Source organism: Kitasatospora sp. NPDC001095, assembly GCF_053598615.1.
This window is the reverse complement of the sequence record NZ_JBSFKQ010000021.1, coordinates 41,946-66,387: the sequence shown is the minus strand read 5'-3', so window position 1 is coordinate 66,387 and position 24,442 is coordinate 41,946. Positions and strand designations below refer to the sequence as shown.

At 71.4% G+C, this 24,442-nt stretch carries 24 protein-coding genes and 1 riboswitch; of the genes, 12 read left to right on the top strand and 12 right to left on the bottom strand.

The features are described from left to right. Nucleotides 1–112: 112 nt before the first annotated feature. Entirely contained in the window at nt 113–1,297 is a 1,185-nt protein-coding gene (gene nadA, locus ACWDBB_RS19355) for a quinolinate synthase NadA (RefSeq protein WP_392869438.1), read from the bottom strand. A 191-nt stretch (nt 1,298–1,488) separates the two neighbouring features. Between nadA and ACWDBB_RS19350 the strand changes: the two genes are divergently transcribed. From ACWDBB_RS19350 to ACWDBB_RS19340, 3 genes are all read left to right on the top strand, one after another. Continuing rightward, nucleotides 1,489–2,412: an NADP-dependent oxidoreductase gene (locus ACWDBB_RS19350; RefSeq protein WP_449790757.1), complete on the top strand. Its 924-nt coding sequence runs from the start codon at nt 1,489–1,491 to the stop codon at nt 2,410–2,412. Nucleotides 2,413–2,572: 160 nt separating this feature from the next. Next, nucleotides 2,573–3,037, top strand: coding sequence for an Lrp/AsnC family transcriptional regulator (locus ACWDBB_RS19345; RefSeq protein WP_449790756.1), 465 nt, complete (start codon nt 2,573–2,575; stop codon nt 3,035–3,037). A 186-nt stretch (nt 3,038–3,223) separates the two neighbouring features. Further along, complete coding sequence (locus ACWDBB_RS19340) at nt 3,224–4,591, top strand: pyridoxal phosphate-dependent decarboxylase family protein (RefSeq protein WP_449790755.1); 1,368 nt, start codon at nt 3,224–3,226, stop codon at nt 4,589–4,591. Between the two features lie 52 nt (nt 4,592–4,643). Here the strand turns inward: ACWDBB_RS19340 and ACWDBB_RS19335 are convergent, their stop codons facing one another. Continuing rightward, a complete protein-coding gene (locus ACWDBB_RS19335) occupies nt 4,644–5,504 on the bottom strand; it encodes a GNAT family N-acetyltransferase (RefSeq protein WP_449790754.1) in 861 nt (286 codons plus the stop codon). A 255-nt stretch (nt 5,505–5,759) separates the two neighbouring features. On the opposite strand from ACWDBB_RS19335, the gene erpA reads away from it, so the two are divergent. After that, nucleotides 5,760–6,113, top strand: coding sequence for an iron-sulfur cluster insertion protein ErpA (erpA, locus tag ACWDBB_RS19330; protein ID WP_316520866.1), 354 nt, complete (start codon nt 5,760–5,762; stop codon nt 6,111–6,113). Between the two features lie 68 nt (nt 6,114–6,181). Here the strand turns inward: erpA and ACWDBB_RS19325 are convergent, their stop codons facing one another. Both ACWDBB_RS19325 and ACWDBB_RS19320 read right to left on the bottom strand, forming a co-directional pair. After that, complete coding sequence (locus ACWDBB_RS19325; protein ID WP_449790753.1) at nt 6,182–6,862, bottom strand: hypothetical protein; 681 nt, start codon at nt 6,860–6,862, stop codon at nt 6,182–6,184. Between the two features lie 126 nt (nt 6,863–6,988). Then, nucleotides 6,989–7,195 carry a hypothetical protein gene (locus tag ACWDBB_RS19320; RefSeq protein WP_449790752.1) on the bottom strand — a complete coding sequence of 69 codons (207 nt, stop codon included), beginning with the start codon at nt 7,193–7,195 and terminating at the stop codon, nt 6,989–6,991. Between the two features lie 273 nt (nt 7,196–7,468). Here ACWDBB_RS19320 and ACWDBB_RS19315 point away from each other — a divergent pair, with 273 nt between their 5' ends. Next, the gene (locus ACWDBB_RS19315) at nt 7,469–8,446 is read left to right on the top strand and encodes a carbohydrate kinase family protein (protein ID WP_402405398.1); all 978 of its coding nucleotides are present in this window, start codon (nt 7,469–7,471) and stop codon (nt 8,444–8,446) included. A gap of 10 nt (nt 8,447–8,456) precedes the next feature. Here the strand turns inward: ACWDBB_RS19315 and ACWDBB_RS19310 are convergent, their stop codons facing one another. Continuing rightward, nucleotides 8,457–9,881 carry an aminotransferase class V-fold PLP-dependent enzyme gene (locus tag ACWDBB_RS19310; protein ID WP_449790751.1) on the bottom strand — a complete coding sequence of 475 codons (1,425 nt, stop codon included), beginning with the start codon at nt 9,879–9,881 and terminating at the stop codon, nt 8,457–8,459. A 369-nt stretch (nt 9,882–10,250) separates the two neighbouring features. Between ACWDBB_RS19310 and ctaC the strand changes: the two genes are divergently transcribed. The 4 genes from ctaC to ACWDBB_RS19290 all read left to right on the top strand — a co-directional run bounded on the left by ctaC (nt 10,251) and on the right by ACWDBB_RS19290 (nt 14,723). Then, entirely contained in the window at nt 10,251–11,105 is an 855-nt protein-coding gene (gene ctaC / locus ACWDBB_RS19305; RefSeq protein ID WP_392869423.1) for an aa3-type cytochrome oxidase subunit II, read from the top strand. After that, nucleotides 11,102–12,877, top strand: coding sequence for an aa3-type cytochrome oxidase subunit I (gene ctaD, locus ACWDBB_RS19300; protein ID WP_449790750.1), 1,776 nt, complete (start codon nt 11,102–11,104; stop codon nt 12,875–12,877). Before ctaC ends, ctaD begins: the two co-directional genes overlap by 4 nt. Beyond that, nucleotides 12,877–13,293 (top strand): cytochrome c oxidase subunit 4, encoded by a 417-nt coding sequence (locus ACWDBB_RS19295; RefSeq protein WP_392869420.1) that lies wholly within the window; start codon nt 12,877–12,879, stop codon nt 13,291–13,293. Before ctaD ends, ACWDBB_RS19295 begins: the two co-directional genes overlap by 1 nt. Nucleotides 13,294–13,466: 173 nt before the next feature. Further along, nucleotides 13,467–14,723 (top strand): Ig-like domain-containing protein, encoded by a 1,257-nt coding sequence (locus ACWDBB_RS19290; protein WP_449790749.1) that lies wholly within the window; start codon nt 13,467–13,469, stop codon nt 14,721–14,723. A gap of 8 nt (nt 14,724–14,731) precedes the next feature. Here the strand turns inward: ACWDBB_RS19290 and ACWDBB_RS19285 are convergent, their stop codons facing one another. From ACWDBB_RS19285 to ctaE, 5 genes are all read right to left on the bottom strand, one after another. Next, nucleotides 14,732–15,103, bottom strand: a complete 372-nt coding sequence (locus ACWDBB_RS19285; RefSeq protein ID WP_449790748.1) for a GntR family transcriptional regulator — start codon at nt 15,101–15,103, stop codon at nt 14,732–14,734. Nucleotides 15,104–15,206: 103 nt separating this feature from the next. Beyond that, on the bottom strand, nt 15,207–16,868 hold the full coding sequence (qcrB, locus tag ACWDBB_RS19280) for a cytochrome bc1 complex cytochrome b subunit (RefSeq protein WP_449790747.1): 1,662 nt from the start codon (nt 16,866–16,868) through the stop codon (nt 15,207–15,209). Next, nucleotides 16,865–17,917 carry a cytochrome bc1 complex Rieske iron-sulfur subunit gene (gene qcrA, locus ACWDBB_RS19275; protein ID WP_449790746.1) on the bottom strand — a complete coding sequence of 351 codons (1,053 nt, stop codon included), beginning with the start codon at nt 17,915–17,917 and terminating at the stop codon, nt 16,865–16,867. Before qcrA ends, qcrB begins: the two co-directional genes overlap by 4 nt. Nucleotides 17,918–17,925: 8 nt before the next feature. Further along, nucleotides 17,926–18,735, bottom strand: a complete 810-nt coding sequence (qcrC, locus tag ACWDBB_RS19270) for a cytochrome bc1 complex diheme cytochrome c subunit (RefSeq protein ID WP_360353819.1) — start codon at nt 18,733–18,735, stop codon at nt 17,926–17,928. Nucleotides 18,736–18,922: 187 nt separating this feature from the next. Beyond that, the gene (gene ctaE, locus ACWDBB_RS19265; protein ID WP_049651835.1) at nt 18,923–19,543 is read right to left on the bottom strand and encodes an aa3-type cytochrome oxidase subunit III; all 621 of its coding nucleotides are present in this window, start codon (nt 19,541–19,543) and stop codon (nt 18,923–18,925) included. A 395-nt stretch (nt 19,544–19,938) separates the two neighbouring features. On the opposite strand from ctaE, the gene ACWDBB_RS19260 reads away from it, so the two are divergent. The 3 genes from ACWDBB_RS19260 to ACWDBB_RS19250 all read left to right on the top strand — a co-directional run bounded on the left by ACWDBB_RS19260 (nt 19,939) and on the right by ACWDBB_RS19250 (nt 23,206). Next, the gene (locus ACWDBB_RS19260; protein ID WP_402405385.1) at nt 19,939–20,364 is read left to right on the top strand and encodes a response regulator; all 426 of its coding nucleotides are present in this window, start codon (nt 19,939–19,941) and stop codon (nt 20,362–20,364) included. Nucleotides 20,365–20,481: 117 nt separating this feature from the next. After that, nucleotides 20,482–21,558 (top strand): anthranilate phosphoribosyltransferase, encoded by a 1,077-nt coding sequence (trpD, locus tag ACWDBB_RS19255; RefSeq protein ID WP_449790745.1) that lies wholly within the window; start codon nt 20,482–20,484, stop codon nt 21,556–21,558. 109 nt (nt 21,559–21,667) lie between these two features. After that, a riboswitch (SAM riboswitch) is annotated at nt 21,668–21,786 on the top strand. Between the two features lie 52 nt (nt 21,787–21,838). After that, a complete protein-coding gene (locus ACWDBB_RS19250; protein ID WP_449790744.1) occupies nt 21,839–23,206 on the top strand; it encodes an aminotransferase class V-fold PLP-dependent enzyme in 1,368 nt (455 codons plus the stop codon). Between the two features lie 3 nt (nt 23,207–23,209). Here ACWDBB_RS19250 and ACWDBB_RS19245 read toward each other — a convergent pair whose 3' ends face one another. Next, a complete protein-coding gene (locus ACWDBB_RS19245; protein WP_224278336.1) occupies nt 23,210–23,491 on the bottom strand; it encodes an Lrp/AsnC family transcriptional regulator in 282 nt (93 codons plus the stop codon). Beyond that, nucleotides 23,488–24,315: a rhomboid family intramembrane serine protease gene (locus ACWDBB_RS19240; RefSeq protein WP_449790743.1), complete on the bottom strand. Its 828-nt coding sequence runs from the start codon at nt 24,313–24,315 to the stop codon at nt 23,488–23,490. The genes ACWDBB_RS19245 and ACWDBB_RS19240 overlap by 4 nt, the downstream gene beginning before the upstream one ends. Nucleotides 24,316–24,442 lie beyond the last annotated feature (127 nt).

Sequence of the window (24,442 nt, the reverse complement as noted above, 5' to 3'; positions counted from 1 at the left end):
CCTGCGGCTGCTGCCAGACGAAAGGGCGGGCCCCCTCCGATGGGAGGGGGCCCGCCCTTCGTGCGTACGGCCGCGGGTTCCCGGGCCCGGGCCCGGGCCCGGGAACTGCGGACTACGGCAGGGCCAGCATCCGGTCCAGCGCCGCCTTGGCGTACTTCTCGGTCTCCGGGTCGACGGTGATCACGTTCGGCACCCGGCCCTCGACCAGCGACTCCAGCGCCCAGACCAGGTGCGGCAGGTCGATCCGGTTCATGGTCGAGCAGAAGCAGACCGCGCGGTCCAGGAAGACGATCTCCTTGTCCGGGTGCGCCTTGGCCAGGCGGCGGACCAGGTTCAGCTCGGTGCCGATGGCCCACTTGGAGCCGGGTTCGGCGGCGTCCAGCGCCTTGATGATGTACTCGGTCGAGCCCACCATGTCGGCGGCCGCGACGACCTCGTGCTTGCACTCGGGGTGCACCAGGACGGTCACGCCGGGGATCCGCTCGCGGACGTCGTTCACCGAGTCCAGGCTGAACCGGCCGTGCACCGAGCAGTGGCCGCGCCAGAGGATCATCTTCGCGTTCCGCAGCTGCTCGGCGGTCAGGCCGCCGTTCGGCCGGTGCGGGTTGTAGACCACGCAGTCGTCCAGCGAGAAGCCCATGTCCCGCACCGCGGTGTTGCGGCCGAGGTGCTGGTCGGGCAGGAACAGCACCTTCTGGCCCTGCTCGAAGGCCCACTCCAGGGCGCGCTTGGCGTTGGAGGAGGTGCAGATGAGGCCGCCGTGCCGGCCGGTGAAGGCCTTGATGTCGGCGGAGGAGTTCATGTACGAGACCGGGACGGTCACGTCGGCTATGCCGGCGTCGGTCAGCACGTCCCAGCACTCGGCGACCTGCTCGGCGGTGGCCATGTCGGCCATCGAGCAGCCGGCGGCGAGGTCCGGCAGGACGACCTGCTGCCGGTCGCTGGTGAGGATGTCCGCGGACTCGGCCATGAAGTGCACGCCGCAGAAGACGATGTACTCGGCCTCGGGGCGGGCCGCCGCGTCGCGGGCGAGTTTGAAGGAGTCGCCGGTGACGTCGGCGAACTCGATCACCTCGTCGCGCTGGTAGTGGTGGCCGAGGATGAACACGCGGTCGCCGAGCGCGGCCTTGGCCGCGCGGGCGCGCTCGACGAGGTTCGGGTCGGAGGCCGGGGGGAGGTCACCGGGGCATTCGACGCCGCGCTCGCTGTTCGGGTCGGCCTCGCGGCCGAGCAGCAGCAGAGCGAGCGGGGTCGGGGTGGGGTCGACGCCGTGGGTCTCGGTGATGGTGGTGGTCACGGGCGGGTGCCCTTCTGTGCGGCCGAGCTAGCGGTGGGGCCTTTTCGTCTAACTGACGCTATCTATTCTAACCGCTTAGCGTCAGAGTGACGATGGCCATCCTGTCGATGTGACGAGAACCGCTCGTCGAAACGGATGCTTCCGTCGGTGGCCGAATCGATATTTCGAAGCCCGCGGGTATGGCTGAGCCCATGAAAGCAATTGCGATCAACCGCTACGGCGGCCCCGAGGTGGTCGAGTACATCGACCTGCCCGACCCCAAGGTCGGCCCCGACTCCGTGCTGGTCGAGGTCCGGGCGGCCGGGGTGAACCCGGTGGACTGGAAGGTCAGGGACGGCGCCCTGGACGGCATCCTCGACGCGCACTTCCCGCTGGTCATGGGCTGGGACGTGGCCGGCGTGGTCCGCGCGGTCGGCGGCGCGGTCACCGAGTTCGCCCCGGGTGACGAGGTGTTCGGCTACGTCCGCAAGGACGCCGTCGAGCACGGCACCTACGCCGAGCTGGTCTCCGCGCCCGTCCGCACCCTGGCCCGCAAGCCAGCCGCGCTGGACTGGGCGCAGTCCGGCGGCCTGCCGCTGGCCGGGCTCACCGCCCTCCAGAGCCTGCGGGCACTGCGCCTGGCCGAGGGGGAGACCGTCCTGGTGCACGCCGCCGCCGGCGGGGTCGGCCATCTGGCGGTGCAGCTGGCCAGGGCCGCCGGCGCCCGGGTGATCGGCACCGCGGCCGAGCGCAACCACGACTTCCTGCGCGGCCTCGGCGCCGATCCGGTGGCCCACGGCGAGGGCCTGGCCGACCGGGTCCGCGCGCTCGCCCCCGACGGGGTGGACGCGGCGCTCGACCTGGTGGGCCACGGCGCCGTCGGGGTCTCGGCCGAGCTGGTGGCGGACCCGGGCCGGATCGCCTCGGTCGCCGACTTCGGGGTCAAGGCGGTCGGCGGCCGGTACGTCTGGGTCCGCCCGGACGCCGGCGGCCTCGCCGAGCTGGCCGCGCTCGCCGACGACGGGCGGCTGACCGTCACCGTCGCCTCCACCTTCCCGCTGGCCCAGGCCGCCTCCGCCCAGGCGCTCAGCGCCGAGGGCCGCACCCGGGGGAAGATCGTGCTGCTCGTCCCGTGACGGCTTCCCGACGTCCCGTGACGGCCTCCCGCCCGTCATCCGGCGGCGGTGAACTCGTCCAGGTCATCCGCCAGAATGGTGACGAACCGTTTCGGCAGTGGCAGTCCGCCGCCCGGAGCGACCCCGCCGCCCCCCGTACGACCCGTGGAGCCCCGTACCCATGACCAGCAGCCGAGCGCACGAGGTGGTCGGGGCCGACCTGGACGAGACCGACCGGCTCCTGCTCGCCCGGCTCGGCAGCGACGGCCGCGCCTCGTACGCCGAGATCGGCCTGCAGGTGAACCTCTCCGCCACCGCCGTGCGCCGGCGGATCGACCGGCTGCGGGCGCGCGGCGTGGTGCGGGGCTTCACCGTGGTACTCGATCCGTCCGTGCTGGGCTGGCAGACCGAGGCCTTCGTCGAGGTCTACTGCCGCGAGCGCACCGCCCCCGAGGAGATCCTCGCCAGCCTGCGGCAGTTCCCCGAGGTGGTCGCCGCCTGGACGGTCACCGGCGACCCGGACGCCCTGGTCCACCTGCGGGCCGCCGACACGCGCCACCTGGAAGCCGTCATCGAGCGCATCCGGCGCGAGCCCGGCGTGCAGCGCAGCCGCTCCTCGGTGGTCCTCTCCCAGCTCATCGGGTAGCGCCAGCCGGCCGTACGCAGGAATCCTGCGCGGACCCGCCCGAAGACGCCCGAAACCTGCCTGACCAGCCGCGTTCCGACGCGCGGCGGGGCGTTCGCGCTGCCTACTCTGATCACGTCCGGTCGTCGCGGTGAAGCCTCCCGCCGTCCGGGCGCCCCCCGACACCCCACGCCGAGAGGGACAGCCGTGTCCGCAGCACCCGACCGCATGCACCGGCCCGACAACGAACTGGTCGACCTGGTTTTCGACTACATGCGGGAGCGGCTGCAGTACGACCCCGTCCCGCTCGACCACCCCGGTGACGGCGAGCACCTGCGCGCCCAGCTGGCCGGCCTGCTCAACCAGCACGGCAACAACCCGGTCGACGTGCTCAAGCTGTACGACCACGAGCTGTCCCGGGCGGTCATCTCCGCCGACAGCCCGCGCTACCTGTCCTTCATCCCGTGCGCCCCGACCAAGGCCGCGCTGCTGTTCGACATGGTCGTCTCCTGCGCCTCCCTGCAGGGCATCTCCTGGCTGGAGGCGGCCGGCGCGATCGCCGCCGAGAACCAGGTGCTGCGCCTGATCGCCGACCGGGCGGGCCTGCCCCAGTCGGCCGGCGGCACCTTCGTCTCCGGCGGCTCGGCCGGCAACCTCTCCGCCCTGGTCGTCGCCCGCGACACCGCCCGCCGCCGGCTGGGCGTCGGCCCGGAGGCCCGGCTGCGGATCGCCGTCGCCGACCAGGTGCACTCCTCGGTCAAGAACACCTTCAACATCATCGGCGTCGAGGCCTTCAAGGTCCCGACCGTCGACCGGCGGTTCACCGGCGAGGCGCTGCGCGCCGCGCTGGCCGCCGACCCCGACCCCGAGACGGTGATCGCCGTCGTCGGCACCGCCGGCACCACCAACGAGGGCATCGTCGACGACCTCAAGGGCCTGGCCGAGGTCGCCCGCGAGCGCGACCTCTGGTTCCACGTGGACGGCGCCTACGGCGGTGCCGGCCTGTTCGCCCCCTCGGTGCGCGAGCGCTACGACGGCATCGAGCACGCCGACTCCTTCGTGGTCGACCCGCACAAGTGGCTGTTCGCCCCCTTCGACTGCGCCGCGCTGATCTACCGCAACCCGCAGCTCGCCCGCGCCGTGCACACCCAGGACGCCTCCTACCTGGACGTCCTGCACACCGAGGGCGACGAGTGGAACCCCACCGACTACGCCTACCACCTGACCCGGCGTGCCCGCGGCCTGCCGCTCTGGTTCTCGCTGGCCGTGCACGGCGTCCAGGCCTACACCGACGCCATCGAGGCCGGACTCACGCTGGCTCGGGAGACCGCCCAGCTGATCCGCGAGACCGAGCACCTGGAGCTGCTGTTCGACCCGCAGCTCTCGGCGGTCTGCTTCAAGCGCGTGGGCTGGACCAACGACGACTACTACCGCTGGTCGCAGCAGCTGCTCGCGGACCAGATCGGCTTCGTCACCCCCACCGGCTGGGACGGCGAGACGGTCGCCCGCTTCGCCTTCCTGCACCCCGGCACCACCATGGAGATGGTCCGGGAGATCCTGGACACCATGGTCTGAGCCCCCTGACGTCCACGGCCCCGCCGGCACTCCGGCGGGGCCGTACGCGTGCCTACAGGAACGCCCCGCTCGGCAGGTACGGCGTCGGCGGCCGCATCCCGCGCACCCCGACGAAGCCGCCGGCCCGCGGCGTCAGCCCCACCTCCAACCCGACGTCCAGCGCCCACTCCTGCTCCGCGGTCAGGTGCTCCACCCGTGCCTCGACGCCGTCCGGCACCCGGGCCAGCGCCTCGCGCAGCAGCCGGGCGGCGATCCGCTTGCTGGTGGCCGCGAGCAGCCGCACCACGCCGCCGTCCCGGTAGCAGTAGCCGCTGCCGGCCAGCGCGTCGGCGATCAGCAGCTCCTCGAAGTGGCCCAGCATCAGCTCGTGGTCCGGCCCGTGCGCGGACCCGCGCAGCCGCCGGTCCACCGAGTCCAGCAGGTGCAGGTGGGTCGCGTTGCCGCGGTGCACCGGGATGTCCCCGGGGTCGAGCAGCCCGTCCCGGTCCACCCGTCCGGCCAGCCGCATCGCCGGGTGCAGGGTGAACCCGGCCAGCCGGTAGCGGCGGGCCGCCGCCGGGGAGTCCGCGGCGCAGACCATTCCGCGCAGGCAGCCCCGGGAGTGCGCCGCCGCCCGCTCCAGCAGCAGCCGCCCGACGCCCTTGCCCTGGGCGGACGGCCGGACGGCGAACAGGGAGGGCGCCCACAGGCCCTCCCGACGGATCGACAGCACCGCCCCGACCGGCTCGCCGCCGCTCTCGGCCAGCCAGCAGCCCCCGGGATCGGTGCGCGCCAGGTGTCTGGTCCCGGCCAGCCGCAGGGGCGTCGGCCCCGGTGCCGCCCCGGCCGGGGAGGTGTCGACGAACGCGGCGTCGGCGAGTTCCCGGACGGCCTCCGCGTCCGCGGCGGTGTCCCTGACCGGGCGAATGATCATGAGGACCATCCTGGCGTCCGGCGGCCCGCCGCGGGGCCGGTTCACCCGGATCCACGACCTCGGGACCGCGCGACGGTGACCCGCCGTCCGGGGGTGTGCGAGCATGGGGAGCGTAGGGGACGCGGGTGGCACACCCGGCCCACGGATATCCAGCCGCGAACAGGCCGCACAATTCATCGCCCACCCGGGAAATGAAACCGGACGGCGGTTGGTTGGCACTGGCGGCAGACCGTCGTCAAGACCGGGAGAAAGCAGATGACCGTCCAGGACGAGACCACCGTCGAGAGTGGCATCCTCCTCACCGATGCCGCCGCGGCCAAGGTCAAGGCCCTGCTGGAGCAGGAAGGCCGCGAGGACCTCGCGCTGCGCGTCGCCGTCCAGCCCGGCGGCTGCTCCGGCCTGCGTTACCAGCTGTTCTTCGACGAGCGCTCGCTCGACGGCGACGTGATCAAGGACTTCAACGGTGTCAAGGTCGTCACCGACCGGATGAGCGCCCCGTACCTGGGCGGCGCCACCGTCGACTTCGTCGACACCATCGAGAAGCAGGGCTTCACCATCGACAACCCGAACGCCACCGGCTCCTGCGCCTGCGGCGACTCGTTCAGCTAAGCCCGCTGCGGAAGGCGGCCCCGGGGTCACCCCGGGGCCGCCTTCTCGTTCCTCCGGCCGCGGCGCGGCTACCGTCCGGCGACGTCCGGGCTCACCGGGTCAGGCCCGATGTGCGGGTCGCCCTCCAGCGGCACCTCCTGGCCGCTGGTCCGGTCCACCACGGTCCGCCCCGCCAGCGGCGAGCGCAGGTCGGTCGACACCGACTGTCGCTTGGCCAGGGCGTTGCACACCTGACCCGGCTGGACGGTCGGCGGTCCGGGCACGACCAGCACGTCCACCCGGCCCGGCTGCGACTCGTCCGCCTTCAGCGCGTACGTGGTGCAGACCCCGCCGAAGAAGTAGACGGTCAGCGTGGTGGTGCCGTCCACCCGGTAGCCGACCGGCGGGCGCACCGGCGAGCCCGACCCGTTCGGGTTCGGCTCGCCCACCGCGATCCCGTTGCCCGGGGGAGTGGCCGGGGCCGGCTGCCCGGGTGCCGGCGAGGCCGCCGTGGCCGTCTGGCCGGCCGGCGGCTGAGCGGTACCGGGAGCCGGCCCGGTCGCGGCCGCCGAGGACGGGCTCGCGGAGTCCGCCGGGGCCTGCGCGGAGGCACTCGCCGAGGCGGAGGCGGCGCCCGCGCCGCTCACCGCCGAGTCCGAGGCGGGCTTGCCGCCCCCGTCACAGCCGGCAACCGTCACCACCGCCGCCAGTGCCAGAGCGGCCAGGGCCACCGCCCGCCGACCGCGCCGGGGCATCGTCTCCAGGTCCATCTGCACATCCTCCCGAGGGCTCAGCGGTGCCGCCTCCTCGCTGCTCCGCGCGGATGTGACGTGCTCCGGTCGGATCCGGTTCCGCGCCGGTCCCGACCCGTTCCGATCAACCCGGCCCGGCGGGGCTCAGAACCCGTACTCGGCCATCCCGGCGACCACCCGCCGCGCGCCGGAGGGCACCCGGAAGCCGGTCGGCGAGGGAGCGGCGGGCTCCGGGCCGGCCGCGACCTCGGGCCAGAACCGGCGCAGCCGCCGGGAGGAGTCCACCAGGGCGTCGAGCGTCTCGCCGTCCTCGGTCCGCAGGACGGGCGGGGCGCAGTGGTCGGTCGTCATCGGTATCGCTCCGATCCAGGGCCGTGGCCACGCTGCCACGGTCTTCGACGGGGCCCGCACGACGGGCCCTCCACGGCCGACCCTAGGCAGTGGCCCGGCCGCCCACCAGTGCTACCGGGAGGTAGTACACGTCGGGGGGCAACGGGTGCCACCCTGGCCTTACGGGCGGCAACTTGCGGCACTCCTGCCTGGGGGCTCCCCGGGGCCGGGTACCGTGGGTGGGTTCATCCCCGCCTGCCCGCTGGCCCAGCAGCCACCCTGAGGAGACCTTCCGTGCGTATCGCCGTCGCCGGCTCGATCGCCACCGACCACCTGATGACGTTCCCGGGTCGGTTCGCCGACCAGCTCGTCGCCGAGCAGCTGCACACCGTGTCGCTGTCCTTCCTGGTCGACGCCCTGGACATCCGCCGCGGCGGCGTCGCGCCGAACATCGCCTTCGGCATGGGGGTCCTCGGCCTGCGCCCCGTCCTGGTCGGCGCCGCCGGCGCGGACTTCGCCGAGTACCGCAGCTGGCTGGAGCGCAACGGTGTGGACTGCGACTCCGTCCACATCTCCGAGACCCGCCACACCGCGCGCTTCATGTGCACGACGGACGAGGACCACAACCAGATCGCCTCGTTCTACACCGGCGCCATGGCCGAGGCCCGTAACATCGAGCTGAAGCCGATCGCCGACCGCGTCGGCGGCTTGGACCTCGTCCTGATCGGCGCCGACGACCCGCAGGGCATGGTCCGCCACACCCAGGAGTGCCGCACCCGCGGCTACGCCTTCGCCGCCGACCCCTCCCAGCAGCTGGCCCGCCTGGAGGGCGACGACATCCGCGAGATCGTGGACGGCGCCGCGTACCTCTTCACCAACGAGTACGAGGCCGCGCTGATCGAGAGCAAGACCGGCTGGGGCGCCGAGGAACTGCTCACCCGCGTCGGCACCCGGGTCACCACCCTGGGCAGCAAGGGCGTGCGGATCGAGCGCAAGGGCGAGGCGCCGATCCTGGTCGGCTGCGCCAAGGAGGAGGCCAAGGTCGACCCGACCGGCGTCGGCGACGCCTTCCGCGCCGGCTTCCTGGCGGGCCTGTCCTGGGACCTCGACCTTGAGCGTTCGGCCCAGCTCGGCTGCATGCTCGCCACCCTGGTGATCGAGACCGTCGGCACCCAGGAGTACGAGCTGCGCCCGGCCACCTTCCTGAAGCGCTTCGAGGAGGCCTACGGCGCCGAGGCGGCCGGCGAGATCGCCGCGCGCCTGGTCAAGTAGTCCGCCCCGCTCAGGAGCGGCGCACCACGAGGTAGGCCGAGCCCCGGTCGCCGCCGTACTCGGCGGCCGGGGCCTCGCCCGCGTACTCCTGCCCGCGCATCCCGCACCAGGCCGGGATGTCCAGCCGGGCCGCGTCGTCGTCCGCCAGCACGACGACCGTGCCGCCCGGCGGCACCTCGCCGATCCGCTTCGCCAGCTCGATCACCGGCAGCGGGCAGCGCTTGCCCAAGGCGTCGATGACCGTGACTCGCCCGTTCGCCTCAGGAGGCTCGGCGCCGGTGAGCTCCACGGGCGCCGCCGGCGCCGGCAGGTCCAGCCCGAGCGGCGCCCGGACGCCGGCCACCAGGTCCGGCAGCACCGCGAGGAAGCGCTCCACGTCGGCCTCGGCCGTTCCGTACGGCAGCGAGACCCGCACGTTCCCCTCGGTGAGCACTCCCATCGCCGCCAGCACATGGCTGGGCGTCAACGTGGACGAGGTGCAGGAGGAGCCGGAGGAGACCGCGAAGCCCGCCCGGTCCAGCTCGGTCAGCAGCACCTCCCCGTCCACGTACATGCAGGAGAAGGTGACGATGTGCGGCAGCCGCCGCACCGGGTCGCCGACCACCTCGACCTCGGGCACCAGCCGCGGCACCCGGGTGCGGATCCGTTCGACCAGTGCGTGCAGCCGGGCGTTCTCCCGTTCGGCCTCGGCCCGTACGGCGCGCAGCGAGGCGGCCGCGGCCACGATCGCCGGGACGTTGACGTAGCCGGGCACCCGGCCGCCCTCGCGCTCGTCGGCCGGCAGCGGCGAGGCGTACCGGACGCCCTTGCGCACCGCCAGCACCCCCACCCCGGGCGGGCCGCCCCACTTGTGGGCGCTCGCCGTCAGCAGCGACCAGCCCGCCGGGACGTCCAGCCGTCCGGCGCTCTGCGCCGCGTCCACCAGCAGCGGGACGCCAGCCTCGGCGCACAGCGCGGCGACCTCGCCGACCGGCTGCACCGTCCCGACCTCGTGGTTGGCGCTCTGCACCGCGGCCAGCGCGGTGTCCGGGCGTAGCAGCGCGCCGAGCGCCCCCGGGTCGACCCGGCCGCCCCGGTCCACCGGCGCCACCGAGACCTCGCCCCCGCCCGCCAGCTGGCGCTCGGCGACGTGCAGCACGCTGGAGTGCTCCACCGCGGAGTGCACGAAGTGGCCGCCGCGCCGCCGGTTCCCGGCCAGGGCGCCCAGCAGGCCCAGTTGGACGGCCTGGGTGCCGCTCGCGGTGAAGGCGATCTCGTCGGGCCGCGCGCCCAGCACCGCGGCGACCGTCTCGCGGGCGGCGTCCAGCAGCATCCGGGCCTGCCGGCCGGAGCGGTACAGCCGGGCCGGATCGGCCCAGCCCTCGTCCAGGGCGGCGGTCAGGGCCTGCCGCGCGACGGGGTGCAGGGGGGCCGTCGAGGCCACGTCGAAATACACGGTCACATTTAACGACACACCCGGTCCGCGACCCGGTCCGACCGCGCGACTCACCCGCCGTCAGTCGATCATCCCGAATGTCCGCTTCGTCCGCGCCCGACGGGCCGTCACGGGCGTCGTCCGAGGTCATCCCCCGATCGGGCGTACGGACCTCGAATGCCTGCGATGACCTGCGACGCAGCCCCTGCCGGGCCTGATCGGGCTAGCAGGCGGCGCGTTACCGGGGGCTGCCCGTCAGGAGCGCATAAGGCTGGAGTAGGGTTTGGCCCGCATAAGCATTCAAACCGTGCCCGTGGACGGGTCGCCGGGGAGGCTCACACTCCTCCCCGGGGCGACGCGAAGGCGGGCGAGACTTCGGGAAGGCGCTACGTGAGTCCCAACGGCTCCGACCGCTCGCCGCGGCGCACGATGCGGCGGAAGCTGCCTCAGGCGCTGGCACTGGGCCTCGTCATCGCGACCGCCACCGGCTGCTCGGCCAACGACCTCCCCAGGCTTGGCCTCCCGAGCCCCGTCACCGAGGAAGGGCCCATGGTCCTCCGGATGTGGCAGGGCTCCTGGATCGCGGCGCTGGTGGTCGGCGTACTGATGTGGGGTCTGATCATCTGGAGCGTGATCTTCCACCGGCGCAAGCGCACCGGTGTGGAGATCCCCCCGCAGACCCGGTACAACGTGCCCATCGAGGCGCTCTACACCGCGGTCCCCATCATCATCGTCTCGGTCCTCTTCTACTTCGTCGCCCGCGACGAGTCGAAGCTGACGCAGGTCTCCGAGAAGCCGCAGCACTACGTCAACGTGGTCGGCTTCCAGTGGAGCTGGGCGTTCAACTACGAGAACACCGAGACCCCCGACCCGGCCAACAAGGACGCCGCGTACGAGGTCGGTACGCCCAAGGACGCTCCGACGCTCTGGCTGCCGGTCAACGAGAAGGTGCAGTTCCGCCTCACCTCGCGTGATGTCATCCATGACTTCTGGCCCGTCAACTTCATGATGAAGATGGACGTCGTGCCGGGCGTGGTGAACAAGTTCGAGGTCACGCCGACCGTCAAGGGCGAGTACATGGGCAAGTGTGCCGAGCTCTGCGGCGTCGACCACTCGCGCATGCTGTTCAACGTCAAGGTCGTCGACCGTGCCGACTACGACAAGCACCTGGCCGAGCTTCGCGCCAAGGGCCAGAACGGTGCGGTGCCCTCCGGCCTGATCACCATGGGAAGTGAAGAGAAGTGACAATCCTCAACGAGCCCGCCGCGGCCGGCGGGGGCGCCGAGGCCGTCACGGTCGGGGCGCAGCGGACCCGGAAGCCGGGTTCGACCATCATCAAGTGGATGACCACCACTGACCACAAGACGATCGGCACGCTGTACCTGGCCACGTCGTTCGCCTTCTTCCTGATCGGTGGCATCCTCGCCCTGGTCATGCGCGCCGAGCTGGCTCGTCCCGGGACCCAGATCCTGTCGAACGAGCAGTTCAACCAGGCGTTCACGATGCACGGCACGATCATGCTGCTGATGTTCGCGACGCCGCTCTTCGCCGGCTTCGCGAACTGGATCATGCCGCTCCAGATCGGCGCCCCGGACGTGGCGTTCCCGCGTCTGAACATGTTCGCGTACTGGCTGTACCTCTTCGGTTCGACCATCGCGGTGGCGGGCTTCGTCACCCCGAACGGCGCCGCCGACTTCGGTTGGTTCGCCTACTCCCCGCTGTCCGACGCCGTGCACTCGCCCGGCATCGGCGGCGACATGTGGATCATGGGTCTGGCCTTCTCCGGCTTCGGCACGATCCTCGGTGCGGTCAACTTCATCACCACGATCATCTGCATGCGCGCTCCCGGCATGACGATGTTCCGGATGTCGATCTTCGTCTGGAACGTCCTGCTGACCTCGGTGCTGGTCCTGCTGGCCTTCCCGGTGCTGGCCGCCGCGCTGTTCGCCCTGGAGGCGGACCGCAAGTTCGGTGCCCATGTCTTCGACCCGGCCAACGGCGGGGCGATGCTCTGGCAGCACCTGTTCTGGTTCTTCGGCCACCCCGAGGTGTACATCATCGCGCTGCCGTTCTTCGGCATCGTGTCCGAGATCATCCCGGTCTTCAGCCGCAAGCCGATGTTCGGCTACTCCGGCCTGATCGCGGCCACCATCGCGATCGCCGGTCTGTCCGTGACGGTGTGGGCGCACCACATGTACGTCACCGGGCAGGTACTGCTGCCGTTCTTCTCGTTCATGACCTTCCTGATCGCGGTCCCGACCGGTGTGAAGTTCTTCAACTGGGTCGGCACCATGTGGAAGGGCTCGCTGAGCTTCGAGACCCCGATGCTCTGGACGGTCGGCTTCCTGGTCACCTTCCTCTTCGGTGGTCTGACCGGTGTTCTGCTGGCCTCCCCGCCGATCGACTTCCACGTCTCGGACTCGTACTTCGTCGTCGCCCACTTCCACTACGTGGTCTTCGGCACCGTCGTCTTCGCGATGTTCGCCGGCTTCCACTTCTGGTGGCCGAAGATGACCGGCAAGATGCTGGACGAGCGCCTCGGCAAGATCACCTTCTGGACGCTGTTCGTCGGCTTCCACACCACCTTCCTGGTGCAGCACTGGCTCGGCGCGGAGGGCATGCCCCGCCGCTACGCCGACTACCTGGCCGCGGACGGCTTCACCACCCTGAACACCGTCTCGACCATCGGCTCCTTCGTGCTCGGCCTGTCGATCCTGCCGTTCCTCTACAACGTCTGGAAGACCGCCAAGTACGGCGAGAAGGTCGCCGTGGACGACCCGTGGGGCTTCGGCCGCTCGCTGGAGTGGGCGACCTCCTGCCCGCCGCCGCGGCACAACTTCCTCACCCTCCCGCGGATCCGCTCCGAATCCCCGGCCTTCGACCTCCACCACCCGGAGATCGCCGCGCTGGACTACCTGGAGAACCACGGTGAGCCGGCCAAGCACCTCGCCGGCGTGACCCCGGCGAAGTACGACGCCCCGAAGCTGGACAAGGGCAACAAGGAGGGCGACGCCTGATGAAGGAACAGGGAAAGATCTTCCTGGGCCTGTCGGTCTTCGTGCTGGCGATGGCCCTGACCTACGGTCTGTGGACCAACCACTCGGACCTCGGCATCGAGGCCGCCGGTACCACCGCGCTGTTCCTGGCCTTCGGCCTCTGCGCGTTCATCGGGTACTACCTCGCCTTCACCGCCCGCCGGGTGGACAGCGGCGCGGGTGACAACCCCGAGGCCGAGGTCGCGGACGACTCCGGCGAGCTGGGCTTCTTCGCCCCGCACAGCTGGCAGCCGCTCTCGCTGGCGCTCGGTGGCGCGCTCGCCTTCCTGGGCGTGATCTTCGGCTGGTGGCTGATGTTCTGGGCCGCCCCGATCATCATGATCGGCATCTTCGGATGGGTCTTCGAGTTCTACCGGGGCGAGAACCAGAACCAGTAGGGTTCCCGCTTTCCGGCACCAGGGCCGGTCCTCCCGCACGGGAGGACCGGCCCTGCTGCATCCTGCAGGGTGACGGGCTCACTCCGGTGGGTGAATCGGAAGTCCCCCGGATGTCGCTCCACCAGATGGCGTTCCTACGATCTGATCAATCGTGCGAACCTTCGGAGGCGGTCATGGCCGACAGGCGGGGAAGCGCAACTCTCGGCGGCATCTCGCTGGCCCTCGCGGTGCTGGCCCCCCTGGCCGCCTGCACGGCCGGGGAGGAGGAGCCCGTCGGACCGCACCGGATCGACGCGGCCCCACTGGTCCACCTCTCCGCAAAGGACAAGGTCGACCCGTCCCAGCCGGTCACCGTGACCGCCGTCAAGGACAGCCGGCTCACCGACGTCACCGTGGTCGGCCCGGACGGCCGGGTGGTCGCCGGAAAGCTCGCCGAGGACCAGCGCAGCTGGCAGACCACCGGCCGGCTGAAGGCCGCCACCGCGTACACCGTGCGGATCTCCGCCGACGACGGCAAGGGCGGCCGCGGCGACACCACGGCGAACTTCAGGACCCTCCCCGGCCAGCGCCTGCTCACCGCCAAGCTCGGCCCGGACTCCTCCGGCAGCGGCGTCTACGGGGTGGGCCAGCCGCTCACCGTGCAGCTCTCCGAGGCCGTAAAGGACCCGCAGGCCCGCCTGGAGGTCGAGCACGTGCTGACCGTCGGCTCCCAGCCCGCCGTCACCGGCGCCTGGTACTGGGTGGACGACAAGAACCTGCACTTCCGCCCGGAGACCTACTGGCCGGCCGGGACGACCGTCTCGCTGGCCTTCGACGGCACCGGCAGCCGGATCGCCGACGGCCTCTACGGCGGTGACCGCAGCTCGCTGAAGCTGCGGATCGGCGAGCGGGTGGAGTCGGTGATCGACGCGGGGACCCACGAGCTCACCCTGAAGCGTGACGGCGAGGTGCTGCGGACCATCCCGGTCACCACCGGCAAGCCCGGCTTCGACACCCGCAACGGCATCAAGGTGGTGCTCGGCCAGGAGCGCTCGGTCCGGATGAACGGCGAGACCATCGGCATAGCGGCGGGCAGCGCGGAGTCGTACGACCTCGACGTGAAGTGGGCCACCCGGGTGACCTGGAGCGGCGAGTACGTACACGCCGCGCCCTGGTCGGTCGGCTCGCAGGGCGTCGAGAACGTCAGCCACGGCTGTACCGGCATGAGCACCGACAACGCCGAGTGGTTCTACCAGCACACCAGGGTGGGGGACCTGGTGACGGTGGTGAACAGCCGCGGCGGCCCGATGGAGCCCTTCGGCAACGGCTTCGGGGACTGGAACGTGGCCTGGACGGAGTGGGTCAAGCACAGCGCCTCCGGACAGCCCGTCAGCACCACCTCACCGGCCTCCCAGGCCCCCGCCGCGGGGATGATCCGTCCGGAGCTCTGACGGGACCGTCAGAGCTCCGGGTAGGCCAGCCGCAGCGCGGTGTCCACGGCGGCCAGGGCGTCGGCGTGGGAGACGCCCAGGCGGTGCGCGCGAGCGGCGTACTCGGCGGCGGCCTCGGCGGCCAGCCGATGGGCGGCGTCCCCGGTGGCGGCGATCAGCGTGCCGCGCCGGCCGTGGGTCTCCACAACGCCGTCCGCCTCCAGCTCGCGGTAGGCCCGGGCGACCGTCCCGGCGGCCAGCCCCAGCTCCTCGGCCAGGGCCCGGACGGTGGGCAGCCGCAGCCCGGTCGGCAGTTCGCCGGAGCGGGCCCGCTCGGCGATCTGGGCGCGGATCTGCTCGTACGGGGGAGTGGCCGAGGCGGGGTCGACGGAGAGCTGCACGGGGGCTCCTGGTGACGCGGGCGGGTACGGGAAAGCCCGAGGGCCGCCGACCAGAAGAACTCTGGTCTGCGGCCCTCGGGGTGACTCGGTGGTGCCTACGGGATCAGTGGTGGCCGTGGCCGCTGGTGATCTCGTGGTGCTCCTCGGCGGTCGGCTTGGGGATCTGGCTGCCCTCGCCGTAGAAGCCGCGGGAGAGCTTGGCCCGGGTGCGGGTGAGGACGCCGGCCTTGCGGGCCACGCCGTTCTCGTCCGTCTGGGCCGGCAGCTCGACCGGCTGGTTCTGGTCGTGCGCGGTGAGCTTGTACAGGTCCTGCTGCGGCAGCTGGGCGTGCACCTCGATGAACTCGCCGTGCGGCAGGCGCTTGATGACGCCGGTCTCGCGGCCGTGCAGCACCTTCTCCTTGTCGCGGCGCTGGAGGCCGAGGCACCAGCGCTTGGTCACGATGAAGACCACGACCGGGACGACGAAGAAGCCGACGCGGACGAAGTAGGTCACCGAGTTGATCGACAGGTGCAGGTGGGTGGCGAACAGGTCGTTGCCACCGGCCATCAGCAGGATCAGGTAGAGGCTGATCCAGGCGGCACCCAGGGCGGTGCGGACCGGGGCGTTGCGCGGGCGGTCCAGGATGTGGTGCTCGCGCTTGTCACCGGTGATCCAGCCTTCGATGAACGGGTAGGCCGCGATCGAGACCAGGACCAGCGGGAAGATCGCCAGCGGGACCATGACACCCAGGTTGAGGGTGTGGCCGCTCCAGACGCTGATCTCCCAGCCCGGCATGACACGGATCAGACCCTCGGAGAAGCCCATGTACCAGTCGGGCTGGGCGTCCGTGGAGACCTGGTCCGGACGGTACGGGCCGTACGCCCAGATCGGGTTGATCGTGGCGATCGCCGAGACGACGGCGATGAGGCCGAACACCAGGAAGAAGAAGCCACCGGCCTTGGCCATGTAGACCGGCATCAGCGGCATGCCGACGACGTTCTTCTCGGTCTTGCCCGGGCCCGCCCACTGGGTGTGCTTGTGGTAGAAGACCAGGATCAGGTGTGCCACCAGCAGGCCGAGCATGATGCCCGGGATCAGCAGCACGTGGATGGTGAAGAACCGCGGCACGATGTCGTGGCCGGGGAACTCGCCCCCGAACAGGAACATCTGGACGTAGGTGCCGATCAGCGGGACGGCGAGGATCGCGCCTTCCATGAAGCGGATACCGGTGCCCGACAGCAGGTCGTCCGGCAGGGAGTAGCCGAAGAAGCCGTCGAACATGCCCAGGACCAGCAGCAGGAAGCCGAAGACCCAGTTGATCTCACGCGGCTTGCGGAACGCGCCGGTGAAGAACACGCGCATCATGTGGACGAGCATCGCGGCCACGAAGACCAGGGCGGCCCAGTGGTGGATCTGACGGATCAGCAGACCGCCGCGGACCTCGAAGCTGATGTCCACCGTGGAGGCGTAGGCCTCCGACATCGGGATGCCCTTGAGGGGCACGTACGAGCCCTCGTAGACGACCTCGGCCATCGAGGGCTTGAAGAACAGCGTCAGGTAGACGCCGGTCAGGATGATGATGACGAACGTGTAGAGGCAGATCTCGCCCAGCATGAAGGACCAGTGGTCCGGGAAGATCTTCCGCAGGTTGGCCTTGGCGAGGGAGTAGATCCCCAGCCGGCCGTCAGTCCAGTCAGCCGCGGCTTCCCACTTGTTGGCGGGCTTCTCACGCGTGCTGGAGGGCTTGGCGGCACCGGTCGTGGTGCTGCTCGCGCTACTCATCGAGCACGCTCCCAGTAGCTCGGGCCGACGGGCTCATCGAAGTCGCCGGTGGCGACCAGGTTGCCCTTCTCGTCAGTGATGATCTTCAGCTGCGGCAGCGGGTGGCCGGCCGGGCCGAAGATGACGCGGGCGCCGTCCGCCAGGTCGAAGGTCGACTGGTGGCAGGGGCAGAGCGCGTGGTGGGTCTGCTGCTCGTACAGGCTGATCGGGCAGCCGACGTGGGTGCAGATCTTGGAGTAGGCCAGGATGCCCTCGAAGCCGAGGTCCTTGGACTTCTCGTCCTTGATGTCCTCGGGCGCGATCCGGACCAGCATCAGGGCGTCCTTGGCGATCCGCTGCTGGAAGTCCTCGTCGTGCGTGGACAGGCCCTCGGGCATGGCGAAGGTGAGCGAGCCGACGACGATGTCCTCGGGCTTCATCGGCTGCATGGTGTTCATGTTGATGAGCGCCAGCGGCTTGGTCTCGGTCGCCTCCTTCCAACCGGTCTCCTTGAGCTTCTTCTCGGGAAGCGGGCCCAGGTCACGGAGCAGGACCACGCCGGAGAGCGGGACCAGCGCCATGGAGCCGATCAGGGTGTTGCGGATCATCTTGCGGCGGCCGAAGCCGGACTCGGCGGCACCGGTCTTGAACTGCTCGATGACGTCCGCGCGGACCTCGTCGGAGGCCTCGATCGGGTGACGCTCGGACGGCATCTCGACGTCCGACATCAGGGTGCGGGCCCAGTGGACCGCGCCCGCGCCGATCATGAACAGCGCCACACCCAGGGTCAGGCCGAGCGCGAAGTTCAGCGCGCTGACGTGACCGAGCGGGAAGATGTAGACGATCTTGTCCGGGTCGATGGCCACGTACGAGGCGATGAAGCCGACGGTGGCGAGCATCGAGATCACGAACATCAGCGAGACCTGGCGCTCGGCGCGCTTGGCGGCCCGCTCGTCGATGTCGGTGCGACGGGGCTCGTGGGCCGGCAGGCCCGGGTCGGCGAACGGGCTGCCGTGGTCGGCCACCTCGCCGGCGGAGCCGTGCGGCTCCGGGAGCTTCTCTTCTGACATGTCGTGGCTCATGACTTCTTGGCCTTGGTGGTGTGGGCGGCGACCCAGATCGCGACCGCGATGAGCGTGCCGAGGCCGAAGATCCAGCCGAACAGGCCCTCGGTCACCGGACCGAGGCTGCCCAGGGTGAGACCGCCGGGGTTGGGCTCATCGTTGGTGGTGTGGCGGACGAAGGCCACGATCTGCTTCTTCTGCTCCTCGGGCATGGTGGTGTCCGGAAACGACGGCATGTTCTGCGGGCCGGTCTGCATGGCCTCGTAGATGTGCTTGGCGTCCACGCCCTCCAGCGACGGGGCGTACTTGCCCTTGGTCAGGGCACCACCCTGGCCGGCGAAGTTGTGGCACTGGGCGCAGTTGGTGCGGAACAGCTCGCCACCCTTGGAGATGTCCTCGGGGTTGGTCGAGGTGAACTGCTCCTCCGTCGGGGTCACCGGGCCGGGACCGAGGGAGGCGACGTAGGCGGCGAGCTGGTCGATCTCGGCCTGCGTGTAGATGTTCTTCTTGCGCGGGACCTGCGCGCCGGGCTGCTGGGCGGGCATGCGGCCGGTGCCGACCTGGAAGTCGACGGCGGCGGAGCCGACGCCGACCAGGCTCGGACCGTCACTGCTGCCCTGGCCGTTCAGGCCGTGGCAGGAGGAGCAGCCCACGGCGAAGAGCTTCTTGCCCTCATCGATCGCGAGCGACTGCGCGGCGACGTCGGCCTGCGCCTTGTCGGCGGGCGCGAACGCGGCGTACAGCCCCCCGGTTGCCGCCAGGGCGAGAAGTAGGACGACCAGCGCCGCCAATGGGTGGCGCCGTCGTGCGGAGAGCTTTTTCACGGAATAACCCCGGTGTCAGGATCTGGTCGACTGGTGGGTGCACCCGGCGGCCGGTCTGGCCGGCACGAGGCTGCCTGTCTAGGGCTGCGCGCGCGGTCGGTCGGTGGGAGCGTCGGCACCGGCAGAAGCGGCCCGTCGCCGGTGAGGGCGGGGGCCGCAGCCGGTGGCCAGCGACCTGATCAGCTGGTTACTTGATCAGGTAGATGGTCGCGAACAGGCCGATCCACACGACGTCGACGAAGTGCCAGTAGTACGACACGACGATCGCGGCGGTGGCCTGCTCGTGCGTGAAGCGCTTGGCTGCGTACGTCCGTCCCAGGACCAGCAGGAAGGCGATCAGACCACCCGTCACGTGCAGCCCGTGGAAGCCGGTGGTCAGGTAGAACACCGTGCCGTACGGGTCGGAGGACAGCGAGAGGCCGTCCTTCTTGACCAGCTCGGTGTACTCGAAGACCTGGCCGCCGATGAAGACCGCGCCCATGGCGAACGTGAGGATGAACCACGCCCGGAGCTTCTTCACGTCACCTCGCTCGGCGGCGAACACGCCGAGCTGGCAGGTGAGCGAGGAGAGCACCAGGATCGTGGTGTTGACCGACGAGAAGGGCACGTTGAGGGCGTGGGCCTTCTCGGTCCAGAACTCCGGCCCCTTGACGGAGCGGAGCGTGAAGTACATCGCGAAGAGGGCCGCGAAGAACATCAACTCGGAACTGAGCCAGACGATCGTTCCGACGCTGACCATGTTCGGCCGGTTGACCGATCCGTGCGCGTGCCCGGTTTCTACTGCTGTTGCTGTCGCCACGACGGACATTATGTCGGTCCCTTATTCCGTCTTCACGTCGGGGGGTGTCCCTCGGAGTGTCCGGTGCGTGCGGTATGCCCGCTTGGGGGGCGGCGCGGGGTCCGGACGGGGGCTGAGCAGCGGCGTGTCCCTTTTCTGATGGTTCCTCGGAGGGGCCCGCGACCCCGTTGCCCGGTGCGTCGTTGCACGGCCGGAGCAGCCGCATGAGGTAGGGGACGGGACCCGGGGTCGGCCGTACGGGTGGACCGGACGGGATCGGGTGACGGACCGTCCTCCGGGTGGGTGAGCCGGGGTGCGGCCCGGTTGGCCGGGAAGCTGCACGAGGAGGACTCGGCGGGGGTGATCGGGAGTAGCATCCGGATCAGGCGAACGTGGTCCGGATCACACTTGAGGGAGCAGGGCCCATGGCGTACACGACCGATGAGATGCTCACCGTCCTCGTCTACAGCGACGACCGCAACACCCGCGAGCAGGTGCTGACGGCGCTCGGCCGCCGGCCCGCCGAGGACCTTCCGGAACTGACCTACCTGGAGTGCGCGACCACCCCCGCGGTGCTCAAGGCACTGGAGAAGGGGGGAGTGGACCTCTGCGTGCTGGACGGTGAGGCCGTTCCGGCCGGGGGGCTGGGCCTCGCGCGCCAGCTCAAGGACGAGATCTACGGCTGCCCGCCGGTGCTGGTGCTGATCGGCCGGCCGCAGGACTCCTGGCTCGCCGCCTGGAGCCGGGCCGACGCGGCCATCTCCCACCCGGTGGAGCCGGTGGCGCTGGCCGAGGCGGCGGCCACCCTGCTGCGGGCGCGACTGGCGAAGCGGACTCCGGCAGTCCGCTGAAGGCGGCCCGGCAACTGGAAAGGACAGGGGTAGAAGCGGAGGCTTCGCTCGATAGGCTGGCTCCATCCGTACGGACGTCCCCCCGTAGTGGGGAACCGACAACAGCTGGAGTCAGCCATGGTGAACGTGAACCCTGCGAACGGCGGTAGCGACCCCGCGCAGGTGGTCCGCACCTGGCCGGACCTCCTGGCGGCGCTGTTGCGGGGGGAGGACCTCGACCGCTCGTCCACCGCGTGGGCGATGGACCGGATCATGAGCGGCGAGGCGTCCCCCGTACAGGTGGCCGGGTTCATGATCGCGCTGCGGGCCAAGGGCGAGTCGGTCGAGGAGATCGGCGGCCTGGTCGACGCGATGTACGCGCACGCGGAGCCGCTGGACATCCCCGGCCCGGCGGTGGACATCGTCGGCACCGGCGGCGACCGGGCGAAGACCGTCAACATCTCCACCATGTCCGCGATCGTCGCGGCGGCCGCCGGCGCCAAGGTGGTCAAGCACGGCAACCGGTCGGCCTCCTCGAGCAGCGGCTCCTCGGACGTGCTGGAGAAGCTCGGGGTGGCGCTGGACCTCTCGGCCCGGCGGGTCGCCGAGGTGGCCGAGGAGGTCGGGCTCACCTTCTGCTTCGCGGCGAAGTTCCACCCCTCGATGAGGCACGCCGCCACCGCGCGGCGCGACCTCGGGGTGCCGACCTCCTTCAACATCCTCGGCCCGCTGACCAACCCGGCCAAGGTCACCGCGCACGCCATCGGCTGCTTCGACACCCGGCTGGCCGGACTGATCGCCGGGGTCCTGGCCGAGCGGGGTGCGACGGCGCTGGTCTTCCGCGGCGACGACGGACTGGACGAGCTGACCATCACCACCACCTCGCAGGTCTGGCTGGTGCGCGAAGGGGCGGTCACCCGGACCGCCTTCGACCCGCGGGACGTCGGCATCGAGCTGGTCGGCATCGAGGCGCTGCGCGGGGCGGACGCCTCGTACAACGCGGAGGTCGCGCGGCGGCTGCTGGCGGGGGAGCACGGGCCGGTCCGGGACGCCGTCCTGCTGAACACGGCGGCGGCGCTGGTCGCGCTCGACCTGCGCGACGCACCGCTCGCCGAGCAGTTGGCGGCCGGCATGGAGCGGGCCGCCAGGGCGATCGACTCCGGCGCGGCCCAGGACCTGCTGCGGCGTTGGTCGGAGGCCACGAGCCGGATCTGACACGGCAGTTGGCGGGGCCCGCGGGAACTCCTCCCGCGGGCCCCTCGCGCTGTCCGGATGCCGGACGCCCGTTTGACCGCCCGATGGGCGCGGCCTAGAGTCTTCGCCAGGTCATGAGTGACAGCACAAAGCCCCAGCTTGCTGTCCGGCAACCCTCCGTCCGTGGCGGGGTGCCCTGGGTGAGGACCGGGTCGTCACGGCAAGCCGTCCGTGCGACAAGCGCGGACGCCGGACGAATGACACTCCCGGGGTCCCTTACCCCTTGAAGGAGTGCATCCCCATGTCCCCCGTCGCCACCGAAATCTGCGCCCCGCTCGCCGTCCTCGGCACCGACGTCCAGGTCCCGCTCGCCAGCGGTGAGAAGGTCGGCTACGCGGCACTCGACTACGCGGCCAGCTCGCCGGCGCTCCAGCGGGTGTGGGACGACGTCGCCGCCTACGCGCCGTACTACGGCAGCGTCCACCGCGGGGCCGGGTACCTCTCCCAGCTGTCCACCGACCTGTTCGAGCAGAGCCGCCGCACCGTCGGCGAGTTCCTCGACCTGCGGGAGGGCGACCAGGTGGTCTTCACCCGGGCCACCACCGACTCGCTCAACCTGCTGGCCGCCGCCGTTCCGGCCGGCACCCGGGTGTTCGCCTTCGAGACCGAGCACCACGCCTCGCTGCTGCCCTGGGCGCACGCCGGACTGGACGTCACCTACCTGCGGGCGCCGCGCTCGCGGGCCGAGGCGGTGGCCGCGCTGGACGCCGCGCTCGCCGAGGCACCCGAGGGCCCCAAGCTGCTCTGCGTCACCGGCGCCTCCAACGTGACCGGCGAGCTGTGGCCGGTCGCCGAGCTGACCGGGACCGCGCACCGGCACGGCGCCCGGGTGGTGCTGGACGCCGCCCAGCTGGCGCCGCACCACCGGGTCTCGGTGCGCGAACTGGACGTCGACTGGATCGCCTTCTCCGGCCACAAGATCTACGCGCCGTTCGGCGCCGGGGTGCTGGCCGGCCGGGCGGACTGGCTGGACGAGGCCGAGCCGTACCTGGCCGGCGGCGGGGCGACCCGGACGGTGGCCCGGGAGGCCGACGGCTCGGTGGCCGTGCAGTGGCACACCGGCCCGGCCCGGCACGAGGCCGGCTCGCCGAACGTCATCGGCGCCTACGCGATCGCCTCGGCCTGCCGGGCGCTGACCGAGGCCGGCTTCGACGCGCTGGAGGCCCGCGAGCGGCAGCTGGTCGCCCGGCTGACGGCCGGGCTGGCCGCGATCCCGCAGGTCAAGGTGCTGAACCTGTTCGGGGCCGACACCGCACGGGTGGGCGTGCTGTCCTTCGTCGTCCGGGGCTGGAACAGCTCGCACTTCTCGGCCGCGCTGTCCGCCGAGTACGGCATCGGGGTGCGCGACGGCCTGTTCTGCGCCCACCCGCTGGTGCGCACGCTGCTCGGGGACGAGGACGTCGCGCTGTCCGAGTGCGGGGCGCCCGAGTCCTCGCTGCCGGGCGAGCGCAGCCTGAACGCGATCCGGGTGAGCTTCGGCGCCGGGACGCCGGACGAGCACGTCGACCGCTTCCTGACCGCCGTCCGGGAGCTGGTCACGGACGGTGCGGCGTGGAACTACCGCAACGAGGGCGGGCGTTGCGTCGCCGACTCTCGGCGCGAGGGCTGACCGCTACTCGTCCAGGCCGAGGGCGAAGGCGGCCTCCAGGTCGTGCTGGGAGTAGGTGCGGAAGGCGATCTGGGTCTCGGTGTGGGCCACGCCCGGGACCTTGTTGAGCCGGCCCGGGATGACCTCGGCCAGGTCGTCGTGCCGGCGCACCCGCACCATCGCCACCAGGTTGTAGCCGCCGGTCACCGAGTAGACCTCGCTGACGCCCTCGATGGCGGCGATGGACTCGGCGATCTCCGGGATGCGGTCGACACTGGTCTTGATCAGGACGATGGCGGTGATCACAGTTCGGGCTCCTTTGTGGGGTGCCGCCAGCGTATCGGGCGTCGGCGCGGTCGTCTCGGGGGGTGGCGGACCGCGGTACAGGCGTAGAGGAACCCGGCCGAGAAGCCGATCACGTGGACCAGGTAGGCCACCCCGGGGCCGGCCGAGTGCACCGACCACCATTGCAGGGCGAACCAGAGGCCGAGCACCAGCCAGGCGGGGAAGCGCAGCGGCAGGAAGAGGAGCAGCGGGACGAGGGTGGTCACCCGGGCCCGGGGGTGGAGGCGTAGATAGGCACCGAGGACGGCCGCGATCGCCCCGGAGGCCCCGATGAGCACCCGGGTGGAGTTCGGCGAGTGCGCCTCGGCGAGCGCGAAGCCGTACGTGGTCAGGCTGCCGGCGGCCAGGTAGAAGAGGACGTACCTGGCCCGGCCGAGCCGCCGTTCCACGGTGGGGCCGAAGACCTGGAGGAAGAGCAGGTTCCCCAGCAGGTGCAGCCAGCCGGCGTGCAGGAACAGCCCGGTGAGGACGGACAGGGCCGGGTGCTTGCCCGGGGTCGGGGCGGCCGGGCAGCCGGGGGCCGGGTCGGGGGCCTCGGCCAGCTGCTCGGCGGTCAGCGGCCGTCCGGCCAGCACCTCGGCCGGGACGGCGCCCCAGCGCTGCTCGTACCGCTGCTCCGAGCAGACCCGGGCCTGGCCGGTGCCGTACAGCGGGTTGAGCCCGGCGGCGGGGCCGAGCAGGAAGACCAGGGTGTTGAGGGCGATCAGGGCGTAGCTGACCACCGGGACGGGCACCGCCGGGCGGCCGGCCCGGGCGGCGGTGTGGTCGGGGACCGCGAGCGCCATGCGGCCAAGCATCCCTCCGGGCGCCGCAGGTGACACGGTGGTTTACGGCAGGTGGACTAGCCGGGGAGTTCAGGCGACCGGTGGCCGCGGTGGTTGCCCCAGGCAATAGGCTTGGGGCGGGCATTCC

Bases quoted from the DNA above. Each gene is read 5' to 3' on its own strand.
- ACWDBB_RS19320 (WP_449790752.1), bottom strand. From the start codon at position 7,195: ATGACGACCGACCACTGCGCCCCGCCCGTCCTGCGGACCGAGGACGGC.
- erpA (WP_316520866.1), top strand. From the start codon at position 5,760: ATGACCGTCCAGGACGAGACCACCGTCGAGAGTGGCATCCTCCTCACC.
- ACWDBB_RS19335 (WP_449790754.1), bottom strand. From the start codon at position 5,504: ATGATCATTCGCCCGGTCAGGGACACCGCCGCGGACGCGGAGGCCGTC.
- trpD (WP_449790745.1), top strand. From the start codon at position 20,482: ATGGTGAACGTGAACCCTGCGAACGGCGGTAGCGACCCCGCGCAGGTG.
- ACWDBB_RS19325 (WP_449790753.1), bottom strand. From the start codon at position 6,862: ATGGACCTGGAGACGATGCCCCGGCGCGGTCGGCGGGCGGTGGCCCTG.
- qcrA (WP_449790746.1), bottom strand. From the start codon at position 17,917: ATGTCAGAAGAGAAGCTCCCGGAGCCGCACGGCTCCGCCGGCGAGGTG.
- ACWDBB_RS19350 (WP_449790757.1), top strand. From the start codon at position 1,489: ATGAAAGCAATTGCGATCAACCGCTACGGCGGCCCCGAGGTGGTCGAG.
- ACWDBB_RS19260 (WP_402405385.1), top strand. From the start codon at position 19,939: ATGGCGTACACGACCGATGAGATGCTCACCGTCCTCGTCTACAGCGAC.
- ACWDBB_RS19295 (WP_392869420.1), top strand. From the start codon at position 12,877: ATGAAGGAACAGGGAAAGATCTTCCTGGGCCTGTCGGTCTTCGTGCTG.
- ctaE (WP_049651835.1), bottom strand. From the start codon at position 19,543: ATGTCCGTCGTGGCGACAGCAACAGCAGTAGAAACCGGGCACGCGCAC.
- ACWDBB_RS19345 (WP_449790756.1), top strand. From the start codon at position 2,573: ATGACCAGCAGCCGAGCGCACGAGGTGGTCGGGGCCGACCTGGACGAG.
- qcrB (WP_449790747.1), bottom strand. From the start codon at position 16,868: ATGAGTAGCGCGAGCAGCACCACGACCGGTGCCGCCAAGCCCTCCAGC.
- ACWDBB_RS19290 (WP_449790749.1), top strand. From the start codon at position 13,467: ATGGCCGACAGGCGGGGAAGCGCAACTCTCGGCGGCATCTCGCTGGCC.
- ACWDBB_RS19240 (WP_449790743.1), bottom strand. From the start codon at position 24,315: ATGGCGCTCGCGGTCCCCGACCACACCGCCGCCCGGGCCGGCCGCCCG.
- ACWDBB_RS19250 (WP_449790744.1), top strand. From the start codon at position 21,839: ATGTCCCCCGTCGCCACCGAAATCTGCGCCCCGCTCGCCGTCCTCGGC.